At 48.3% G+C, this 20,017-nt stretch carries 16 protein-coding genes and 1 tRNA gene; 9 read left to right on the top strand and 8 right to left on the bottom strand.

The genetic code is table 11. From position 1 onward, the window contains the following. Positions 1-466 precede the first annotated feature (466 nt). The 4 genes from ACI351_RS07370 to ACI351_RS07355 all read left to right on the top strand — a co-directional run bounded on the left by ACI351_RS07370 (position 467) and on the right by ACI351_RS07355 (position 4,084). A tRNA-Val gene (locus ACI351_RS07370) sits at positions 467-538 on the top strand. 405 nt (positions 539-943) lie between these two features. Then, positions 944-2,338, top strand: coding sequence for an adenylosuccinate lyase (purB, locus tag ACI351_RS07365; protein WP_439734602.1), 1,395 nt, complete (start codon positions 944-946; stop codon positions 2,336-2,338). Then, positions 2,331-3,347, top strand: coding sequence for an adenylosuccinate synthetase (locus tag ACI351_RS07360; protein ID WP_439734601.1), 1,017 nt, complete (start codon positions 2,331-2,333; stop codon positions 3,345-3,347). The genes purB and ACI351_RS07360 overlap by 8 nt, the downstream gene beginning before the upstream one ends. Positions 3,348-3,484: 137 nt before the next feature. Continuing rightward, positions 3,485-4,084, top strand: coding sequence for an HAD family hydrolase (locus ACI351_RS07355; RefSeq protein WP_439734600.1), 600 nt, complete (start codon positions 3,485-3,487; stop codon positions 4,082-4,084). Positions 4,085-4,142: 58 nt separating this feature from the next. Here the strand turns inward: ACI351_RS07355 and ACI351_RS07350 are convergent, their stop codons facing one another. Together ACI351_RS07350 and ACI351_RS07345 are read right to left on the bottom strand one after the other, a co-directional pair. Continuing rightward, complete coding sequence (locus tag ACI351_RS07350; RefSeq protein WP_439734599.1) at positions 4,143-5,435, bottom strand: CNNM domain-containing protein; 1,293 nt, start codon at positions 5,433-5,435, stop codon at positions 4,143-4,145. A 9-nt stretch (positions 5,436-5,444) separates the two neighbouring features. Next, a complete protein-coding gene (locus ACI351_RS07345; RefSeq protein WP_439734598.1) occupies positions 5,445-6,371 on the bottom strand; it encodes a glycosyltransferase family 2 protein in 927 nt (308 codons plus the stop codon). A gap of 241 nt (positions 6,372-6,612) precedes the next feature. Between ACI351_RS07345 and ACI351_RS07340 the strand changes: the two genes are divergently transcribed. The 3 genes from ACI351_RS07340 to ACI351_RS07330 all read left to right on the top strand — a co-directional run bounded on the left by ACI351_RS07340 (position 6,613) and on the right by ACI351_RS07330 (position 11,635). Next, complete coding sequence (locus tag ACI351_RS07340) at positions 6,613-9,105, top strand: heavy metal translocating P-type ATPase (RefSeq protein WP_439734597.1); 2,493 nt, start codon at positions 6,613-6,615, stop codon at positions 9,103-9,105. 80 nt (positions 9,106-9,185) lie between these two features. Continuing rightward, positions 9,186-11,117, top strand: coding sequence for an NAD(+) synthase (locus tag ACI351_RS07335; protein WP_439734596.1), 1,932 nt, complete (start codon positions 9,186-9,188; stop codon positions 11,115-11,117). Positions 11,118-11,314: 197 nt separating this feature from the next. Beyond that, a complete protein-coding gene (locus tag ACI351_RS07330) occupies positions 11,315-11,635 on the top strand; it encodes a type IV pilin protein (protein WP_439734595.1) in 321 nt (106 codons plus the stop codon). Positions 11,636-11,671: 36 nt separating this feature from the next. On the opposite strand, the gene ACI351_RS07325 is transcribed toward ACI351_RS07330, so the two are convergent. Continuing rightward, on the bottom strand, positions 11,672-12,877 hold the full coding sequence (locus ACI351_RS07325) for a phosphopentomutase (RefSeq protein ID WP_439734645.1): 1,206 nt from the start codon (positions 12,875-12,877) through the stop codon (positions 11,672-11,674). A gap of 120 nt (positions 12,878-12,997) precedes the next feature. Between ACI351_RS07325 and ACI351_RS07320 the strand changes: the two genes are divergently transcribed. Both ACI351_RS07320 and ACI351_RS07315 read left to right on the top strand, forming a co-directional pair. Then, on the top strand, positions 12,998-13,522 hold the full coding sequence (locus ACI351_RS07320) for a hypothetical protein (RefSeq protein WP_439734594.1): 525 nt from the start codon (positions 12,998-13,000) through the stop codon (positions 13,520-13,522). A gap of 200 nt (positions 13,523-13,722) precedes the next feature. Continuing rightward, positions 13,723-15,876: a bifunctional diguanylate cyclase/phosphodiesterase gene (locus tag ACI351_RS07315; RefSeq protein WP_439734593.1), complete on the top strand. Its 2,154-nt coding sequence runs from the start codon at positions 13,723-13,725 to the stop codon at positions 15,874-15,876. A gap of 194 nt (positions 15,877-16,070) precedes the next feature. On the opposite strand, the gene ACI351_RS07310 is transcribed toward ACI351_RS07315, so the two are convergent. The 5 genes from ACI351_RS07310 to ACI351_RS07290 form a co-directional block, all read right to left on the bottom strand. Next, positions 16,071-16,688, bottom strand: a complete 618-nt coding sequence (locus ACI351_RS07310; RefSeq protein WP_439734592.1) for a flavodoxin family protein — start codon at positions 16,686-16,688, stop codon at positions 16,071-16,073. A gap of 103 nt (positions 16,689-16,791) precedes the next feature. Next, positions 16,792-17,811: an AI-2E family transporter gene (locus ACI351_RS07305; RefSeq protein WP_439734591.1), complete on the bottom strand. Its 1,020-nt coding sequence runs from the start codon at positions 17,809-17,811 to the stop codon at positions 16,792-16,794. Next, on the bottom strand, positions 17,798-18,310 hold the full coding sequence (locus ACI351_RS07300; protein ID WP_439734590.1) for a hypothetical protein: 513 nt from the start codon (positions 18,308-18,310) through the stop codon (positions 17,798-17,800). Before ACI351_RS07300 ends, ACI351_RS07305 begins: the two co-directional genes overlap by 14 nt. Positions 18,311-18,318: 8 nt before the next feature. After that, positions 18,319-19,071 carry a sensor histidine kinase gene (locus ACI351_RS07295; RefSeq protein ID WP_439734589.1) on the bottom strand — a complete coding sequence of 251 codons (753 nt, stop codon included), beginning with the start codon at positions 19,069-19,071 and terminating at the stop codon, positions 18,319-18,321. 8 nt (positions 19,072-19,079) lie between these two features. Further along, positions 19,080-19,970, bottom strand: a complete 891-nt coding sequence (locus tag ACI351_RS07290; protein WP_439734588.1) for a hypothetical protein — start codon at positions 19,968-19,970, stop codon at positions 19,080-19,082. Positions 19,971-20,017: the final 47 nt, after the last annotated feature.

Raw genomic sequence — 20,017 nt, 5'->3', positions numbered from 1 at the left:
AAGTATAGAGAGTGACCTTGAATATCGTCGCTTACCCACCCTCTTGCGAGGGTGAGTAAAAAGCAAACGATTATTCCCGGACTCTCTATAGAAGAAAGTGTTTATCTCCCTTCCATGCGTAAGCTTCCCTTACGCACCCGACAATAATCTATTAAATTGTTTATATAACTGCTATTTTATATATTACCTTGTTTCTGCCTCTAAAAGTAAAAATCTTATCCCATTATAGTAAATACTTTTTGCCCACACAAGATAAATAAATACCATAATATATCCTGCCAAATCAGCACGGTATTATAGTGTCCAAAAAGTGTCCAAAATATATCCCAAATGATTAAATTTAGTTTAATTCCATTAAGATAAACATTCCATAAGTGAATGCAAATACACAGGTCTCAAAGCGTTATTTTTTAGACGTAAAACTTTTATTATTGTGCTAGATTTGGTATAATAATTTTAGATTTAAGCCCAGTTGGCGCAGCGGTAGCGCGTTCCCTTGACATGGGAAAGGTCATAGGTTCAATCCCTATACTGGGCATATTTAAAAAATCCACCCGAAAGGGTGGTTTTTTTAATATATCCAGTAAGCGGCATAAACTGCTTTATGCCGCGTTAGGGATTGAAAGCCGGAGCCTTATACGAGTTTGAGTGCGAGCCGTACGACGCACACGAAAGGCGAGTATGGCGAGGCGGGGCTGCGAGCGCCGAGGGGCAACGAGGCGACTCGTGGCCAATCTGTCTATACTGGGCATATTTAAAAAAGCCACCCGAAAGGGTGGTTTTTTATGTGCCGGTAAGCAATGCAAACAGACCCTGCGGGCCGCCTTTGCTGCAAAGCGAATTTATGCTAAACCGCTATAGTCAACAGGCTCCTTTGCTTTCTGCCGTTTTTGGTTCACGCATTCATTCCACATATATCTGATAAATGTGCTAAAATATAATTATGGAAAAATCGGCGTTGTGCCCGTTGGACGGCCGCTACAGCGGCAGACTGGGCGCGCTCAGAAGTTGTATGGGCGAAGCCGCCTTTTCCGTATCCCGTTTACGTGCCGAATGCGCGTGGCTGGAGACGCTTTCTTCCTTAAAACTTCCGCGTTTTAATCCATTAACCGCAGCCGAAAAAAAATTGTTGGCGGGCGTTTGTAACTTGTCCGAATCTGATATGTCCGTTTTGCGGGCGATTGAATTTGAAGGCTACAAAAACATTCCTGTCACTAAGCACGATGTGAAAGCCGTGGAGTATTTTTTGAAATTGCGCTTGCGCAATACGTCTCTTGCGGACCGTTTGGAATGGTTCCATTTTGCGCTGACGAGTGAAGATATCAACAGCGCTGCATATGCGGTGCTATTGTCGGACGGACTTGAAAAAGTGCTGTTGCCCGCTTTGGAAAATATTTATAAAGCACTTGTAAAACTGGCGCGCAAAGAAGCGCATTCTGTCTTGCTTGCGCGCACGCACGGACAACCGGCGGTGCCGACGACATTTGGTAAAGAAATCCGCGTTTTTGCCGAACGGTTACACCGTCAAATCAAGCAGTTAAAAACGCGCGAAGTTTCTTGTAAATTCGGCGGAGCGGTGGGAAATTACAACGCGCATACGGCGTCTTTCCCCAATATTAACTGGCCGCGCGCGGCGCAAAAATTTGCAGCCAAACTCAACCAAGGCCGCAAAATTAAAATTTTCTTAAGCCTGCTTTCCACCCAAGTGGACAACCGCGATTCCTACGCTGAAATTTTTGACAATCTCCGCCGCGCTAACGTGATTTTATTGGATTTCTGCCAAGATATGTGGCGGTATATTTCCGGCGGGCTCGTGCGGCAGAAAACATCTGCGGGAGAGGTGGGCTCTTCCACCATGCCGCAAAAAGTAAATCCCATTGATTTTGAAAATGCCGAAGGAAATTTGCAGTTAGCGGACGTGTTGTTTGAGTTGTTCTCGCGTAAATTGCCTGTGTCGCGCCTGCAGCGGGATTTGTCGGACTCTACGGTTCTTCGCAATATGGGCGTTGCTTTCGGTTACGCGCTGACGTCGTATTTATCTATTTTGCAAGGACTTGAAAAAATTTCATTTGATCGCGCTTTGGCGCGCGAAGAATTAAACAAACATCCCGAAGTGTTGGCCGAGGCAGTGCAAACCGTTTTGCGTGCGGCGGGTGCAGAAAAACCGTACGAAAAACTGCGCGATTTTACCCGCGGGCGCGTGCTGACGCTGTCCGCTTTGCGGGAATTTATTGCAGAATTGGATACAGACGATTTAACAAAACAAAAGCTGCTTGCGCTGGAGCCGGCAACTTATCTCGGTTTGGCAGCGGAGCTGGCGGAGGGAAAGTATGATTGATATTGTTTGCGGCGGACAAGCCGGCGACGAAGGAAAAGGTAAGATTTCCGCGTACCTGTCTTATAAAGGTTCGTACGATTATTGTGTGCGCGTGGGCGGCCCTAATGCGGGGCATACGGTGGTAAAAGACGGTAAGTCCTACACGCTTAAAAATATTCCGTCCGGATTTTTAAATCCCAAAACCAAGTTGGTGCTTGGGGCTGGCGCGTACACCAAAACCAAATGGCTGCTGGACGAAGTAAATTTTACCGGTACGCGCGACCGATTGATTATTGATCCGTACGCTGTGCTGATTTCCGATGAGCAAACCGCTGCCGAAAAGAATGCTGCGCACTTTATGCAGCATATCGGCAGTGTGGGTACCGGCTTGGGGCAGGCGGTGCGCGACCGTATTGAGCGGCGCGACATAAAGTTTGCCAAAGATGAACCGTTGTTGAAAGATTTTATCCAAGATGTACCCGAGCTTTTAAACAAAAGTCTGGATAACGGCGGTCATATTTTGCTGGAAGGTACGCAAGGCATTAAACTTTCTTTAATGCACGGTGAATATCCGTTTGTTACTTCGCGTGATACCACGGCCAGTACTTTTTTGGGCGAAGCCGGCCTCGGTCCCAAGAGTGTGCGCGACGTATACGTAGTGTTTAAGCCATATATCACGCGCGTAGGCCCCGGCCCGCTGGAACACGAAATGACCGATGAAAAAGAGTTGGAAATTTATCATACCAAAGGGCACGAAATCGGTAGTGTCAGCAAACGGTTGCGCCGTATCGGCGCTTTTGAAAAACGCTCCGCTTCCCGCGCGATTATGATTAACAACTGTACTAAAATTGCCATTACGCATATTGATATGTTTGTCGGCAACGACCGCGTGAAACGGTATGAAGATTTTACACCTGAAGCCAAAGCGTTTTTGGATGATTTGCGCAAATTGTCCGCTGAAGTGTATCCGCATCCGGAGATTTCCGTTATTTCCACCGGGCCGGACATGGAAGACACCTTGGTGTTGTAAAACGGCAGTTCTTAACTTCTATTATGTGCGCGGGGAGCAAAATAACTTGTTTTGCTCTCCGCCTCTTTTTATCTGCAATTTTAGGCGTTTGCGTTTTATCTTCTCTAATATTTATAATGGGAAAAAGGGGGAAAACTATGAAAAAAATAGTATTTGATTTAGGCGGCGTACTCATTGATTGGAACCCGCGGTATTTATACAAAAAGGTTTTTGCTTCCGAGGAAGAAATGGAATGGTTTTTATCCAACGTCTGCACGCCTGTGTGGAACGCGCGGCAGGATGCGGGGCGTTCGTTTGCTGAGGGAATTGCGGAAGCAAAGGGCAGATATCCCAAGTATGGGTCGCAGATAGAAATGTATTTTTTGCGTTGGGATGAAATGCTGGGGGGCCCTGTCAAAGGTACAGTGGATGTGTTGCGGAAAGTAAAAGCGCAGGGATACGCTGCATACGCGCTGACGAATTGGTCGGCGGAGACATTTCCGCTGGCGCGTGCAAAGTTTAGTTTTTTGGACGAATTTGACGGAATTGTTGTGTCCGGCGAGGAGAAACTAATCAAGCCGGATCCCGCCATTTACGATCGTTTGTTATCCAGATTTGGACTGTGTGCGCCGGACTGCGTTTTTATTGATGATAACTCGGAAAACATTGCCGCCGCAGCACAGCTGGGATTTGAAACCATCCTGTTTTCGGATGCGCCGTCTTTGCGGCGGGAGTTGGCGGAACACATCGTGCTGTAAGTATTTTAATGTGCAAAAAGGCTCCCATTAATACGGGAGCCTTTTTTGTGTCTAAAGGTTACACTTTGCAAATAAACGCCTCCATCAATTTATGGCGGCGGAACTTGCGCGTTTCCAACAGGAGGGAGCCGTCGCGGATTTTTTCGTTTTTTGTGGGAGTATGGTCTAGTTTTTTGTTGATCCATTGTTCTACCGTTACTGATCCGGACAAATCGGCGGGAAGAGGCAGGTCTAACCGTTCCATTACGTCAGCCATTTTTGCGCTGGCGCTGGCCAGTACGCCCGCGCCGAACGGGCGGATATAAGCGGGGGAAAAATCGTATTCATCTTCAATTTCACCTACCATTTCTTCAAAAATATCTTCCAGCGTCAAAATGCCGGTAATTTTATTACCCTCGGTTACCAAACTGATGTGTTGTTTGTTTTTCATCATCTTTTCTAAGGCGGCGGAAATAATGGTGTCCGCTTCCAAGCGTAAAATCGGACGGACAATACTGCGCGCCGTGGCGGGGGTGCCTCCGGAGGTTTTAGTGGATAAAAAAATGTCTTTAAAATTGAGATATCCGATGATGTTTTGCGGATCGTCCGGCACGGCGCGTACGGGGAAGCGGGTGTGCATATCCAAGTGCGCTTTGACGAATGTATTGGCGATGGAATCGTCTGCGTCCAACATATACACTTGTTCAAGCGGTACCTGAATTTCGCGTATTTTGCGGATGCAGAACATCGCGCTTGAGAGTACGATTTTTTCTTCTGCTTTGCCGAATAAACGTGACGAAGATGCAATTGCCGCTGCCGTGCGTAAATCCGCCATAGCGGCTTTTTGAGCTTCCTTCGGATCCGGTGTTTTGGTGAAGGTTTTTTGGGTAAACGTGCGGACGAGGGCCTCCATAATTTTTACGATAGGGGATAATACGGCATATAACACACGCATTAAGGGAGAAAACTGAAGTACGACAAATTCTTTGTTTTTAATAGCGAAGGTTTTGGGGGTCAGCTCAGCGAACACAATAGTAATAAAGCTCAGCGGCACTACCACAAGCGCCACGGCCAGTACGTCGGCCACCCGTTTGGAAACGGAAAGATATTCCTGCAAAACGGGTGAAAATATTTCATCCGCTCCTGCTCCGCCGGAAGCCGCCGCTACCGCGCCTACCAGTGTAATGCCGATTTGTACCACGGCCAAACTGCCTTCCATATGGTCTTTCATATAAAGAGCTTGTTCAGCACCGGAGCATTTGCCCTGTACCAAAATGGAAAGTTTGGTGCGCGAAACGGAGGCCAAAGCCATTTCGTAAGCGGCCAATAGGGCATTCAATACGAGCATAAGAAGAATAATTAGTATGGTCATACGGTTACCTTAAAAATTGATTTTTTCATCAATTAGATACGCCGGCCGGCGTTTAACTTCTATAAAAATACGGCTTAAATACTCCCCTATGATGCCAAGGGTAATCAGCTGTACGCCGCTAAAAAATAAAATCACTACCATTAGCGAAGTGTATCCGCTAACGGGGTTTCCCCAGATAATCTTTTTATACGCCGTCCACGCTGCAAAAACGAACGCAAACAGCGAAACGGTCATTCCGAAATACGTCCACAGTTTAAGCGGTACAGTGGTGGATGCGGTTAGTCCGTTTAAAGCAAAATTCCACAGTCTCCAATAATTCCACTTGCTTTTTCCTGCTTCTCTGGGAGCGCGGCAAAACGGTACGGCTGCACTTTTATATCCCACCCAAGAAAACAGTCCCTTCATAAACCGTTCGCGTTCCGGAAGAGCAAGAACGGCATTTACGGCGCGGCGGCTCATCAGACGGAAGTCTCCGGCGTTATACGGCAGCGGCGTATCGGCTAATAAATTATAAATTTTATAGAAAGTTTGTGCGGTTATGCGTTTTAAAAACGAATCCGCACCGCGGTCCGTCCGTACGCCGTAGACGTTTTCAAACCCTTGCTGAAATTTTTCCCAAAAGAGGGGGATGATCTCGGGCGGGTCCTGCAAATCCGCATCCATAATAATTACTGCGTCTGCCGATGAATTTTCCAGTCCGGCTGTTACAGCGGCTTCTTTGCCGAAGTTGCGCGAGAGCGAAACGATTTTTACAAACGGATGTTCGTTTGCTGCTGCTTTTAGGCGGGCGAGCGTATCATCGGTACTTCCGTCGTTTACAAAAATAAATTCAAAATCGTTTGTGCATTGTTTTGCCGCGGGAAGTACGCGCGCCAAAAATAACTCCGCCATTTCCTGTTCGTTATGCATCGGTACGATTACAGCCAGTCGGGGCATAGGTTCTCCTGAGTGCAAAGGTTTCTTCAACAGTATAGCAATTTTACCCGTGCGTATAAAAACACCTTGCACGGGAGGGGTCTTTGGCCAAGCAGGGTGTAAAATAGATGTTTTTGTGCGCGCTCAGGCCGCTTGCGCCGTTTATGAAACGGCTGTTTTGGATTAGAAAACTAATCTTTTTGCGTTTCTTGAAAATTCCTTTCCATAATCTTATACTGATATATATTGGAAAAGGGGTAATATGAAACAAAAGTTTGAAGTATATGGTATGACCTGTTCTGCCTGTCAGGCACACGTGGAGCGGGCTGTTTCGCATTTGTCCGGCGTACGGTACGCTTCCGTAAATTTGTTGCAAAATTCTTTGCTGGTCGATTATGACGATTCCGTCACTCACGCACAGGATATTATTTCCGCCGTCCGCCGCGCGGGGTACGATGGGCGTGTGCAAGGCGGGGCGGATGAGTCCGTGTCCGTTCAGCGCGTTGCGTGCGGGGAAGCACTTCAAATCAAACGGCGGTTTTTATTTTCGCTTGTGTTTTTATTGCCGCTGATGTACGTATCTATGGGACATATGCTTCCGGCAGCTTTTCCGTATGTGCTGATGGATAATCCCGGGTTGTTTGCGCTTACGCAATTTGTACTTTCGCTGCCCGTTTTGTTTTTAAACCGAGGATTTTTTATTCGCGGAACGAAGCATTTGTTGGCGGGTGCGCCGAATATGGACAGTTTGGTTGCGCTCGGTTCGGGGGCGGCTGTTTTATCCGGCACGGCGGTATTGTTCCGCGTTATTTATTTAATGCAGTTTACCGATTGGACGCGCGCGTTTGAAGCGTCATCATTGCTTTATTTTGAATCCGCCGCTATGATTTTGACGCTTGTTACGCTGGGTAAATGGCTTGAGGCCCGTGCCAAAGTGAAAACTTCGGAGGCCATTTCCGCACTGGTGCGTCTTGTTCCGGCGGAGGCGTCCGTCTTGCGCGCGGGGAAAGAAGTGCATATTCCGGCGGAAGGGTTGGTACAGGGAGATATTGTTTTGGTACGCGCGGGCGAACGTATACCGGCCGATGGCACGGTAACGGACGGAGGCGGCGCGGCGGATGAGTCCGCCTTGACGGGGGAGAGCGTACCGCAGGATAAGGCCGTCGGTGCCGAGGTGGCTGCCGGCACGGTGTTGGCAAGCGGATATATAGAGTTTCGTGTGGATCGGTTGGGCAAAGATACGGTACTGGCGCAAATTATTTCGCTGGTGGAAGAAGCTGCCGGCAGTAAGGCCCCTATTGCACGGCTGGCAGACCGCGTCAGTGCAGTGTTTGTCCCTGCGGTAATGGCGGTCTCGTTACTTACGTGTGTGGTGTGGGCCGCGCAAGGGGCAGGGTGGAATTTTGCGGTTTCGTGTGCCATGGCGGTACTGGTCATTTCCTGTCCGTGCGCGCTGGGGCTGGCCACGCCTACGGCGATTATGGTCGGTACAGGTCAGGCCGCCAAAAACGGTATTTTAGTCAAGTCCGCCGCCGCGCTGGAGCGCGCCCATCAGATAACGGCTGTTGTTCTAGATAAAACGGGAACCGTTACTACGGGCCGTATGCGGGTAGCGGGGGTGTATCCTGCTCCGTCTGTAAAAGAGGAGGAACTGTTAAGTCAGGCAGCGTCGTTGGAACATTTTTCCCAGCATCCGTTTGCGCGCGCGCTGAGTGCATATGCAGACGAAAAGAATGTATCGCTTTTTCAGGCCGGAAATTTTGAAATCGTTTCGGGGCGCGGTGTGCGCGCGGAGGAAGGCAGCGAATGGTTGGCCGGAGGAAATTTGGTTTGGATGAATGAACTGGGAGTCAAGGTGCCGGAAGGCGAACCGATTATGTGCCGCGCGGCTGAAGAAGGTTGTACGCCTTTATTCTTTGCCCGCGGCGGAAAGTGGTTGGGACATATTTGGTTTTCCGATACGGTAAAACCGTCCTCTGCTGCAGCGGTAAAACTTCTTAAAAAAATGCGTTTAAAAGTTATTTTATTAACCGGAGACAATGAGCTTACCGCCCGCAAAACGGCACAAGACATAGGGATTGAAACAGTGGTGGCAGGTGTACTGCCGCAGGAGAAAGAGGGCGTTGTCCGCCGTTTGCAAAACGAAGGCGAAGTTGTAGCGGTAGTAGGCGACGGGGTAAATGACGCACCCGCTCTTGCGCGCGCAGATGTGGGCATTGCGCTGGGTGTAGGGACGGACGTAGCAGTGGAATCGGCCGATATCGTGCTGATGCGGGATGATTTAACACTTGTTGCCACCACGCTGCAACTCAGCCGTGCGGTGCTGCGTAATATCAAGCAAAATTTGTTTTGGGCGTTTTTTTATAACGTGCTCGGAATTCCGTTGGCGGCAGGCGTGCTGTACCTGCCGTTTGGGTGGAAGCTCAGCCCGATGTTTGCCGCCGGAGCGATGAGTTTAAGCTCGGTTTGTGTGGTAACCAATGCGTTGCGTTTGTGTTTGTTTAAACCGCCGCATTTGGGTAAAAAACAACAAAAGGGGAAAATTAAAATGAAAAAAACATTAATTATCGAAGGGATGGTTTGCGGACATTGTGCAAGCCGTGTGGAACGGGCTCTTAATGCACTGTCCGGCGTGCAGGCGAAAGTGGATCTTTCCCGTAAATCCGCGGTGGTGGAATTATCGGACGATCTGGATGAAACGCTTCTTAGTCAAACCGTGCAGGACGCGGGCTACGAAGTGGTATCTATTTTGTAAACCGAACGTGCAAGAGCGGAATTGGTACAATATATACAATATACATAGTACGAGAGGATTATCAAGAGAGGACTTTTCCTATGAATCATTACGGTTTTGTAAAAGTGGCGGCGGGTATACCGCTCGTCAAACCGGCGGACTGCGCCTATAATGCGGCGCAGGCGGAAGAACTGGTGCGGCGCGCGGCGGATGAAGGCGTGCGCGTTGTGGTGCTGCCGGAACTTTGTTTGACGGGGTATACCTGCGGGGATTTGTTCTCTAAACCGCTTCTTGCAGATGCGGCCGAACGTGTGCTTGGCGCGCTCTTGCGCCGGACGGAAAATGCGGACGTGGTGTTTATCGTCGGTCTTCCGGTGCGCGCGGGTGCGGCGCTGTTAAATGCGGCGGCGGTATGTTACCGCGGCGAAATTCTGGGGGTAGTGCCTAAAACATATTTGCCCAATTACCGCGAATTTTACGAACAGCGGTGGTTTACCTCGTCTTTGGAATGGGGAGGAGGAGAAGCGGAGCTTTGCGGACAAACGGTTCCCGCCGGAACGGACTTGTTGTTTGAAGCGTCCGGTATGAAATTCGGTGTGGAAATTTGCGAAGATTTGTGGGCCGTCGTTCCTCCTTCTTCCCGCGCCGCGCTGCAGGGTGCGGACGTTATTTTTAACCTTTCTGCCAGTAATGCACTTGCTGGCAAGCACGCGTACGTGCGCGAGTTGGTCGCCCAGCAATCGGCCCGCTGCCGGTGCGGATACGTATACGCTTCCTGCGGGTTCGGCGAGTCTACAACTGACGTGGTTTTCGCCGGAAATGCGCTGATTTACGAAAACGGAATTCCGCTCGCATTTTCGGAACGCTTTTTCCTACAGAACCAGTTGGTTTGCGCAGAAATCGATGTAGAACGGCTGCGTAATGATCGTGCGGAAAATACTACGTTCCGGTCGGACAGCGCATACGAAGCTTCGGAACCGTATGAAGTGATTGCGTCCGGTCAGCCGCCCATACCGCTGGTGACGCTTTCCCGTTTTGTGTCGCCTACGCCGTTTGTTCCCAAAGGCAGTTTGCTTAATGATAACTGTCAGGAAATTTTTAACATTCAGGCAACAGGCTTGGCCACGCGTCTTTTGCACGCGCATATCCAAACGGTTACGCTTGGCATTTCGGGCGGGTTGGATTCCACGCTTGCGCTTTTGGTGTGCGCCAAGACATTTGATAAACTGGGTCTGCCGCGCAAAAACATTATTGGAGTCACGATGCCCGGGTTCGGCACGACGGACCGCACCTACCAAAACGCGCTTTTATTAATGAAAAGTTTAGGTATTACAATGCGGGAGGTGGATATTAAAAAAGCGTGCCGCCAACATTTTGCCGACATCGGCCACGACGAAAAACAAAAAGACGTTACATACGAAAACACCCAAGCGCGCGAGCGGACGCAAATTTTAATGGATATCGCCAACCAAACAGGCGGTATTGTGGTAGGAACGGGGGATTTGTCTGAACTGGCTCTTGGGTGGGCAACGTATAATGGAGACCATATGTCTATGTACGGTGTGAACGCGGGCGTTCCCAAAACGCTGGTGCGTTTTTTGGTGGCGTGGGCAGCCGCGCACGAAACGGGCAAAAAAACGCAGGCCGTGCTGAACGATATTTTGGATACTCCCATCAGCCCCGAACTTTTGCCTGCCGACGGTAAAGGCCGTATCGCGCAAAAGACGGAGGACCTCGTCGGTCCGTATGAATTGCACGATTTCTTTTTGTATTATTTTCTACGCTGCGGTTTTGGCCCTGCCAAAATTTACTTTTTGGCCAAGCACGCGTTCGGCAAAAAATTTACGGCGGCCGTCATCAAAAAATGGCTGAAAGTGTTTTTCCGCCGCTTTTTTGCCCAGCAGTTTAAACGATCTTGTCTGCCCGACGGACCGAAAGTAGGCTCCGTGGCACTTTCGCCTCGCGGAGATTGGCGTATGCCCAGCGATGCTTCGGCCGACGCGTGGATTGCCGAAGCCGAAAATGTGCATTAGTTGATATAATACCGCCCGCCGTACGGTCGCCTTGGGGAGCCCAGTTTCTGGGTCTTGACCCGTTTTTTTTTTTTTGATATGATGGGGATATCCTGTAGTGTTTCTGTACGGGATCTCCCTTTTATGATTTGTGGCGTTAAAAACGGTAGATACTGAACAGAAATCTCTCAGAATGAGTTTTTACCTGGGGAAAGTAAATGAAAGGCTTTACTTTAATAGAACTGTTAGTCGTTGTACTAATTGTCGGTGTTTTGGCTGCCGTTGCGCTGCCGCAGTATCAAAAGGCGGTGGAAAAAAGCCGGATTATGGCGTTAATGCCCAATTTGCGTACGCTGAAAGATTCGTTGGAAATGTATTACTTGGCCAACGGCGTATACCCTAACGATTCGGTAACAGATTTAGATATTCATATACAAGGGTGTAAATCGGATTATTCAAGAGAGAATGCGGGGAAGATAAGATGTTCCAGTAAAGTTTCGGGCGTGTGTAAATCGCTAAACGGATTTTTAAAAGAGTAATTTAAAAGCCCCTGTTTTTTACAGGGGCTTTTCCTTTTATTCTCCTAAAAAACTTTTGCCGAATTTTAAGGGCGGCAGTTTGAAATAATCCGCCACCGTCTGCCCAAGGTCGGCATACGTTTCGCGCGCGCCGATATACTGCGGCCTTACGTCGGGGCCGAACATAATTACGGGTACGTGCTCGCGCGTGTGATCGGTGCCCTTGTACGTCGGGTCGCAGCCGTGGTCGGCCGTGATAAACGCGATATCGCCTTCTTTCATTTGGGCGATTAAGTCCGGCAGGCGCGTATCAAAGTATTCCAGTCCTTTGGCGTAGCCTTCCACGTCGCGGCGGTGGCCCCACGTCATATCAAAATCCACAAAGTTTGTAAATACAAGGCTGAAGTCGGGCGCGTGTGCGGCCTCCCGCAAGGTTACGTCCCACAATTCGGGCAGACCGGAAGCTTTAACAGCTTTGGTAATGCCTTGTTTGGCGAAAATATCCGAGATTTTTCCGACGGAAATCACTTCTCCGCCCGCGTCTTTTATCTCGTCCAGTACCGTTTTCATCGGCGGTTTGACGGAATAGTCGTGTCGGTTTTTGGTGCGTTTAAATTCGCCTTTTTTCTCGCCTTCAAACGGGCGCGCAATTACGCGCGCGATATTATAAGGTGCTACGTGTTTAAACGCAATTTCGCACAATTTGTAAAGTTTATCAAGGCCGAAATGTTTTTCGTGCGCGGCGATTTGGAATACGCTGTCGGCCGATGTGTAGCAAATCGGTTTTCCCGTTTTGATATGTTCTTCGCCCAGTTCGTCGATAATCACGGTGCCGGAGGCCGCTTTATTGCCCAGAATGCCGTCAAGGCCGGCTTCATCGCAAATCTTTTTAATCAGTTCTTCGGGGAAGGACGGATATTCCGGCTTAAAGTAACCCCATTCAAATTGTACGGGCGAGCCCGCCATTTCCCAATGGCCGGAGGAGGTATCTTTGCCGCGGCTGGTTTCTTTCATAAATCCGTATTTGGACGGAATAAAAATGGCGGGATGGTCCTGCCTGCCGGCTTTTACGGGGGTTCCCGTTGAAGCTTCAGCCGCTTTTAATAAACCTAATGCGGCCAAATTCGGCACGTTAAGACCGCCCCGTGCGGCGGCGATATGCCCCAGCGTGTCGGCCCCGCTGTCTCCGAAACGGCCGGCGTCCTCGGCGCCGCCGATGCCGAAAGAGTCCATCATCAAAATAACCACGCGTCCTTTTTTCATCATAAAACCTCCCCAAGCTTTCCTTTATTATACCCCAAAACGGCCCGCGCGTCTAATTCGTTTTTTCCGGACTAAAATGTTCATTAAAATGCTATTATTTTTATATCATCGGGGGAAATTATGAAAACTGCCTATATCAATATGCGTAATTTTTGGCTTGACGTTAAAAATTTGGAAAACCGCAAGGGCGTCATTGAAATCGGGGCGGATAAAATTTCCGTGGCCGGAGTGGAGATGTCTTTTAAGGACGCGGCGGAAACAAAGCATTTATTTATAGCCACCAATTCGCTGGGGGACAGCAGCTTGTATTTTGAAAACAATAGTAAAAGCGGCTTGGGCGGTATGATCGGCGGGCATGGGCACGAAGCCCTGCAGAACGCCGCCGCACATATGTTGGCTCACGCAGCCAGACTGACAGATAAAATGACCTCCGTTCAAGCCGGAAGCGAACTTCCGGCGCCGTCTGCGGCGGGAATGGTGCGGTTATTTGCGGTGTCGAAAGACAAACTCTTTTACACCGAAGAATCCGAGGAAAACTTGCGCCAACCGGAAAACCCTTTCTATCCTTTCTTTGCCTACTCGCAGCAAACGCTGGGTTTTTTCCGTGCGCAGGAAGAGCAGGCTCCTGCCAAGGGCCACGCTTAGTCTTTTAATACAAGCGGCGGTTTTTGTGCAGGCTGGAATGCTTTGTATTCTTTACCACGTACAGACCGGAATTTTCCGGTATATTTTCGAAAATTTACCAACACGCTTCGGCGTTTGCGTAAGGAGGGGTTATTCAGCGTCTTTCGTTTCGTTGGCTTTTTGTAGGCGTTTTCTTGGGTGCGCTTATTATTGCGGCCGGAGTGACTTGGTATTGGCAGTATGTGGGCGGTATTTTGGAGCGGGACTTCAAAAATCACATAAAAGCGGCGGCCGTAGAATCGGCCGATGATTTTAACCGTTTGATGTTTGCCGACTTGCAAACACTTCGTTCCGTGGCTTTTGCGGCGGAAGATTTTTATCCGTGGAACGATTCCGAGCAGTTTGAACATTTTTTACAAGTACAAACCCAACATAACGCATTTAATTTTTTAGGGGTGGTGACCTTGGACGGACGGTTGTTTATGTCCCGCCAAACAGTACTTGCTCCCGCGTTTACAGCCGGAATTTTAACGCAAACTTTGGAAAAGGAAAACTATTTGTCTTCCGAACCGATTCCGGATCCTATTAATAAAGATAAAGTGCTTGTGGAAGCCGTGTTATTAAAACGGGACGGTAAACCGGCCGGTGTATTGTTTGCATTTTTGCCGTTGGAGAGGTTTGATCCGCTTTTGTCCTTGGCGGCCTTGGGAGAAAAAGGGTTTTCTCTTATTGCACGCCGTGACGGTACGGTGGTGTTGGGAAAAGCGGTTCCGCAGGGGGCTAGCGTGTTTTCGTTGTTGGCGCGGGCACATTTTACGCGGGGAAATACTTCTTTGTCTTTTATCCAAAACGTGATCAAAAATGGTTCGGAAGCATTGGTGGATTACCGTTTAGAAGGCGTGCACCGATTTCTCCACCTTATTCCGCTGAACGTAAACGGGTGGTATATGTTCTCTGTTTTGCCCACGGAATTTGTGGAACAGCAGGCCCGCCGTCTGGCGTGGACGTCTCTCGGGTTAGTAACCTTCATCTTATTGGTGTTCTGCGTGTTGATTTGCTGTTTGTTCCGTGTGCGTACCACCAGCAACCGCCGCTTGTTTGCCACAGCATTCGTGGATCCGTTAACGGGTGCGGATAATTTCAACTGCATGTATGAACAGTTTGCCGACCGCTTGGCAGGGTTTAATGGAAAAGCGGCTTTAGTCATTTTCGATATTGCCAAATTTAAGGTAATTAACGACTTGCACGGTTACGAGAGAGGCAACCAAGTGCTCCAGCGCGTGGCAGATGTGCTTCGTAAAAATATGCGTCAAGGCGAGTCCTTCTGCCGTTCAACCGCCGATAACTTTATTATGCTTTTGTCGTATGACGACCGTCGCAAATTCCGCACACGTCTTATCTCGCTGGCCACCCAAATTCGCCGTGATTGTACGGTAATGGGGTCGTGCCTGATGGTGGACAGTGCTTTTGGCGTATATGAAATTACGGAAAGTATTCCATTCTACATTATGCTGGACCGTACGCATTTGGCTTTGGACAACGCCAAGAAAATGTCGGGAGATAAAATCCAATTCTATGACGAAGCGGATTTGCGCCGTATGGTAACGGAAAAACAAATTGAAAATTCCATGGAAGAGGCTCTTGAACGGGGGAACTTTTCCATCTATCTCCAGCCTAAGTGCGATTTTAAGACGGGCTGCATGGTGGGGGCTGAAGCGTTGGTTCGTTGGAATAAAGGCGAATCCGGAATCGTCCGGCCGGACGATTTTATTCCGATCTTTGAAAAGAATGGCTTTATCTTGCGGCTTGATATGTTTATTTTGGAACAGGTTGTAAGCCTTCTTTCTCGTTGGAAATCAAACGGGTTAAAACAGGTACCCGTAGCGGTGAACTTTTCGCGGCTGCATTTAAACGATTCCCGCTATATTCCGCAAATGACGAGCTTGGTGGACAAGTATGGTGTTGCGCACAATTTAATTGAAGTGGAGCTGACGGAAAACGTCATTTTGAATAACTTGGAGTGTGCGCAAAATGTGATTCGCGGACTGCACCGCAAAGGCTTTAGCGTGGCGATGGATGATTTTGGTTCGGGGTATTCTTCTCTTAATGTACTTAAAAATTTACAGTTTGACGGAATTAAGCTGGATAAAGAATTTTTAAGCGGTTTTGAAGAAAACGAGAACGCTAAAAAAGTGATTGAAGGCGCTGTACTAATGATTAAATCGCTAGGCGTAAAAGTAATCGCCGAAGGCGTGGAAACACAGCAACAAGCCGATTTCTTGCGTCGGACGGGCTGTGATGTGGCGCAGGGATATTTGTTTTCTAAGCCTGTAGATGTAGAGGCGTTTGAGGGGTTGCTGAGAAAGCTGGATTGATAATTGTACTTTACCACTGTTTACGCACAACGGATAAGGAAGAAATTCCTTATCCGTTGTGGCTTTGAGAGTACATGTTGCGTTATTCCGTAAAGCTGTAGTACGGGAGCTCGTTGTTGCGCAACGACAGATTCCCGATAAAGACTCTCGGGAATGACGAAAGAGCGGACTGTTCAGCAGAGCAATTCTTTTTCTTACCGGATAAAGTTGGTAAAAAAGCGTTTTTCTTCCGGTTTGGGATATTGTGGACCGTCTTTGTATATTTTGTTAAGCAACCACGCCATATTCCGTGCCAATACGCGCATAGTTTGCAGTCCTTCGGCGTCCTGTTCAGCTTCACCTGCCGCGCGGCCGTGGACGCTGTTCCAGTATTGCGAGGAAACAACCGGCATATTGTTAATGGTAAAGTATTTGTTTAGGCGGTCAAACGTTGCACTGGCACCGCCGCGGCGGCAAACAGCTACGGAAGCGGCGGGTTTATATGCCAGTTTGGCTCCGCACGAGAAAAACACGCGGTCCAATAAGGCGCACAGCGATCCGTTCGGGCCGGCGTAATAGACGGGGGAGCCAATAATAATTCCGTCGGTATCGTCTAATTTTTTGCGAATGGAGTTATATAACTCATCTTGAAAAATGCATCTTCCCAATTCTGCACATTTGCGGCAGGCGATACATCCTTGCACCGCTTTTGCGCCAATAGATATGATTTCACTATCCACCCCTTCTTCTTTCAGTGTTTTAGCAATTTCGTTTAAAGCGGTAAATGTATTTCCGTTTCCGTGCGGGCTGCCGTTAATTAATAAAACTTTCATATTTCCTCCAGTCTTTTCTTTTTATTATATCTGATAAAGCTTACTCTAAGTCAAGATAAAAAACCGGCGCTTTTGGCGCCGGAAAAAGAAAATATTTTTTGCGTTAATGCGGCAGCCTGCCGGCCAAAATTTCGGCAAACGGCCGCGTATGTTTGATTTTGCTTAAAATAATTTTTACAGAAGCTGTAATCGGTACAGACAGAAAGGCCCCTGGGGCGCCCCAAACGAGCGTCCAGAAAATAAGGGAGGCTACCACCGCTGCGGGGTGTAAATCCATTCCTTCGCCCAAGAATCGCGGTTCCAATAAATTGCCGATAATAAATTCCGTGGCGGTTAACAGCCCTAAGACGATGAAGAATTTAGGGCCTAATCCGTATTGCAGAAATATTACGGGTATGGGCAGCAATACGGCAACGATGGACCCCACGCTGGGGATAAAATTAAGCAGAAACATAAACAGTGCAAATAATACCGCCAATTTAACTTGAAAGCCCAGTAAAATTGCTGCGGCCACCAAGCCCGTCGCCAACGAGGCCATTAATTTGACGGACAAATAGATGGATACATTAGCTAGCATTTCTTTAATGGCGGGGTTGGTAAGGGGCGGTGTTTTCTTGCTGCCGAATAAGAAGAAAATCATAAACAAAATGACTACTGTCATATTGGAAAGAATAGAGAACAATCGTCCGCCTACATTTTTAAGCCAGCCGAAGATAGGCAGTTCGCGCAGATAGTTTTCCAAAAAGTTTTGGTCCAGCGTAATTCCGTGCTGCTGTAAACGCGAAGACAAATCCGTTACTGTGGCAATTAAGTTTTGGCGGTATACTTCGCCGCCTTTTAAAAACTCTCCCACAGAGTTAATGGTAAATAAGATAATTCCCGCAAAAAATGCCGTGCACAGCAGAATGGAAACCGTCATCGCCGCCCAAGAAGGAAATGAAAATTTATGTTTCAAATAAAGCGTCATCTGCGCCAGAATGGTGTAGAGAAAAATAGAAATAACCAATGGAATCAGAAGCGCCTTGGTATACACCAAAAACGCCGTTACCACGCCTGCAGCGATAATCGTTAGGCAAATGGCAGTAGTTTTTTGATAATAAAGCGACTGTTTATCCGCAAACATATGGTCCCCTGTTTTTATCGGTGTGTTTGGCAATTTCCCGCGCCAAGAACAAAATTTTCCCCGTCAGATTAGCAAAATCGTTTTGGCACGAAGTCAGCAGCCAGACGTTTAATTTCGCTGCCGTAAAACTTTTATAGTTGTGGCAGAAAAGATCATACGCGGTGGTAAATTCGTCCGTCGCGCGCGAAAGCGTTTTGGCGCGGCTGTTAAACCCTTTGGCCGCCAGCGCCAGTTCTCCGGTCCAGTCGGCGGGTTTACACGCGCGCGCGTCGGTGCGGGCTTGCGTCCAAAACCGTTCCCGCTCATCTTGTTCTTTGCGGAGTTGTGCGCAAAAAGCGTTGAACTGTGTGGAAAATTCGGTGTCGCGCACGGGGATATTCTTGTGCAGCTGTTGGAGAATTTGTTCCAGCCTGCGGTTAAATTCCAACAGCGCCCGTGCCGCACCGCTGACGGCGGAGCGCAAGGTATCGCACGCGGGAGAGATTTGATCTAAAAGCATTTCTGGGGTCATAAAGTCGGGAAATTAATCGTGAATATGGAACCGAGTCCCCTGTCTGACACGACACTGATGGACCCGCCGTGCAAGTCCAAAATGCGTTTGAGCATTGGCAGACCCAGCCCCCAACCGCTTACTTGTCCGGTAAAAGAATCGTCCACCTGATAGAACGGCTCGAAAATACGGTTTACGTCTTGCGGGCGGATACCTACGCCGTAATCGCGCACGGAAAGAGAGACGCTGCCGCCGTGATTAGCGCATTGTACTTTGATGATTTTCTCCATTTTATTGTTAAACTTAACAGAGTTAGCGATCAGTTCCTGCACACCCAGCCGAAGCATATCTTCATTGGCACAGACGCTTAACCCTTCCGGACAGTCAATTTCTACAAACGTCCCGCGCCGGACGGAAGAATCTTCTGGGGCGACGTTTTCAGGTGCGGCTTCTTCATTTTGTGCAATGGCTTGTGCGGCGCATTCTTTAATAAGCGGTTTAAGCGCTACCGGTCGCCGTTCTAAATTCTCCTCATCCGCGGCGGATATTTTGTTAAATGCAAATAGTTTGTCCACAAGCTGTGACATCCGCTTGCCCTGCTTATTGATTTCTTCCAATGCTTTACCCGTAAAAGGGGAAAATTTTTCTTTTCTGGATTGGGATAAAATGGCTTCGGAATATCCGTTAATTATGGAAAGCGGCGTTTTCAGTTTATGCGAGATGAGGGACAAAGCTCTTACGTTTAAATTTACTTTGTTTTCTTCTGGCATAACGGCTCCTAGAATGAGATCCCCAAGCGGATGTAAAAAATATCGCGCTTGTTGTCGTTGTGTACGGTGCGGATGTGGTTATACGTCATATCCGCGCTTAAACGCCGGGCCAAAATAAACGAATTGCCTACTACAAATGAATGCTCCGGATCGGAGGTGTGGTATTCTTCAAACGCGTAGCCCACGTAAATGGCGGAACCTTGGTCCGCCCACATACGGGTCAACCGTGCGCTTAAGGCGTACTTGCCCAGATTCCGTGTGATATCAAGTGTTTGCGTGGAAGCTAAATCCTGCTGGTTGAGGATGCTTCTGAGCCCGGTTACACCGGTTATGCCGTCCGGATAGTGGAAAGCGGTGGCGGCGGCTTCAAACCCAAAGGAATGAAAAAAATCTTTGTAAAATCCAATCGTATAGGCAGCTTGGGAATAGTATTGGTCGTTTTCGTCTCCGTTTTCAAAGAAGGCGGTACCCTTCTGGCGGGCGAAAGAGGCGCCGATATACGCATTAGTGTACAAGTCATTTACGGTATCATCCTGTAGGTTCATTAAAAACATCGTTTTAATGCCGAAGGCAGAAGCGTCCTGATACGGGTTATTTTCGCTTTTGTTTTTAAAATAATAAAAAGGAGTAAGATTGATTTTTATCAAATCAAAATCAAAATGTACGGGAAGATAGATGGAGTAAATGGGATTTTTAAATCCTTCCGGCTCTACGTGTTTTTCTTTTACATATTTGGCTTCAATTCCCGCAAGAACGTTTAAAGAAAGCGCAGCCGTGGCACTGGCTTGTACTTGGTCGAAATGAGACGCACCCGTGTAGGCGGCGGTTACATCCACCGTGCGCGCTTGCGCGGCGGACAAAGCAAAAAATGCCGTAAAAATAAAAAATATTTTTTTCATATATTTTCATTTAACTAAATTTTAAATGCTTTTGGCTATAGGGGATT

Origin of the sequence: Candidatus Avelusimicrobium sp., assembly GCF_051874775.1 — a bacterium.
GTDB lineage: Bacteria > Elusimicrobiota > Elusimicrobia > Elusimicrobiales > Elusimicrobiaceae > Avelusimicrobium.
Note: the sequence above shows the minus strand (reverse complement) of the source record. Positions and strands in the feature narration are given on the sequence as shown.

What these genes read in the sequence shown, in the direction of transcription:
- ACI351_RS07330 (WP_439734595.1), top strand. Translation starts at nt 11,315, where the DNA reads ATGAAAGGCTTTACTTTAATAGAACTGTTAGTCGTTGTACTAATTGTC.
- ACI351_RS07350 (WP_439734599.1), bottom strand. Translation starts at nt 5,435, where the DNA reads ATGACCATACTAATTATTCTTCTTATGCTCGTATTGAATGCCCTATTG.
- ACI351_RS07335 (WP_439734596.1), top strand. Translation starts at nt 9,186, where the DNA reads ATGAATCATTACGGTTTTGTAAAAGTGGCGGCGGGTATACCGCTCGTC.
- purB (WP_439734602.1), top strand. Translation starts at nt 944, where the DNA reads ATGGAAAAATCGGCGTTGTGCCCGTTGGACGGCCGCTACAGCGGCAGA.
- ACI351_RS07355 (WP_439734600.1), top strand. Translation starts at nt 3,485, where the DNA reads ATGAAAAAAATAGTATTTGATTTAGGCGGCGTACTCATTGATTGGAAC.
- ACI351_RS07320 (WP_439734594.1), top strand. Translation starts at nt 12,998, where the DNA reads ATGAAAACTGCCTATATCAATATGCGTAATTTTTGGCTTGACGTTAAA.
- ACI351_RS07345 (WP_439734598.1), bottom strand. Translation starts at nt 6,371, where the DNA reads ATGCCCCGACTGGCTGTAATCGTACCGATGCATAACGAACAGGAAATG.
- ACI351_RS07310 (WP_439734592.1), bottom strand. Translation starts at nt 16,688, where the DNA reads ATGAAAGTTTTATTAATTAACGGCAGCCCGCACGGAAACGGAAATACA.
- ACI351_RS07295 (WP_439734589.1), bottom strand. Translation starts at nt 19,071, where the DNA reads ATGCCAGAAGAAAACAAAGTAAATTTAAACGTAAGAGCTTTGTCCCTC.
- ACI351_RS07340 (WP_439734597.1), top strand. Translation starts at nt 6,613, where the DNA reads ATGAAACAAAAGTTTGAAGTATATGGTATGACCTGTTCTGCCTGTCAG.
- ACI351_RS07305 (WP_439734591.1), bottom strand. Translation starts at nt 17,811, where the DNA reads ATGTTTGCGGATAAACAGTCGCTTTATTATCAAAAAACTACTGCCATT.
- ACI351_RS07360 (WP_439734601.1), top strand. Translation starts at nt 2,331, where the DNA reads ATGATTGATATTGTTTGCGGCGGACAAGCCGGCGACGAAGGAAAAGGT.
- ACI351_RS07290 (WP_439734588.1), bottom strand. Translation starts at nt 19,970, where the DNA reads ATGAAAAAAATATTTTTTATTTTTACGGCATTTTTTGCTTTGTCCGCC.
- ACI351_RS07325 (WP_439734645.1), bottom strand. Translation starts at nt 12,877, where the DNA reads ATGAAAAAAGGACGCGTGGTTATTTTGATGATGGACTCTTTCGGCATC.
- ACI351_RS07300 (WP_439734590.1), bottom strand. Translation starts at nt 18,310, where the DNA reads ATGCTTTTAGATCAAATCTCTCCCGCGTGCGATACCTTGCGCTCCGCC.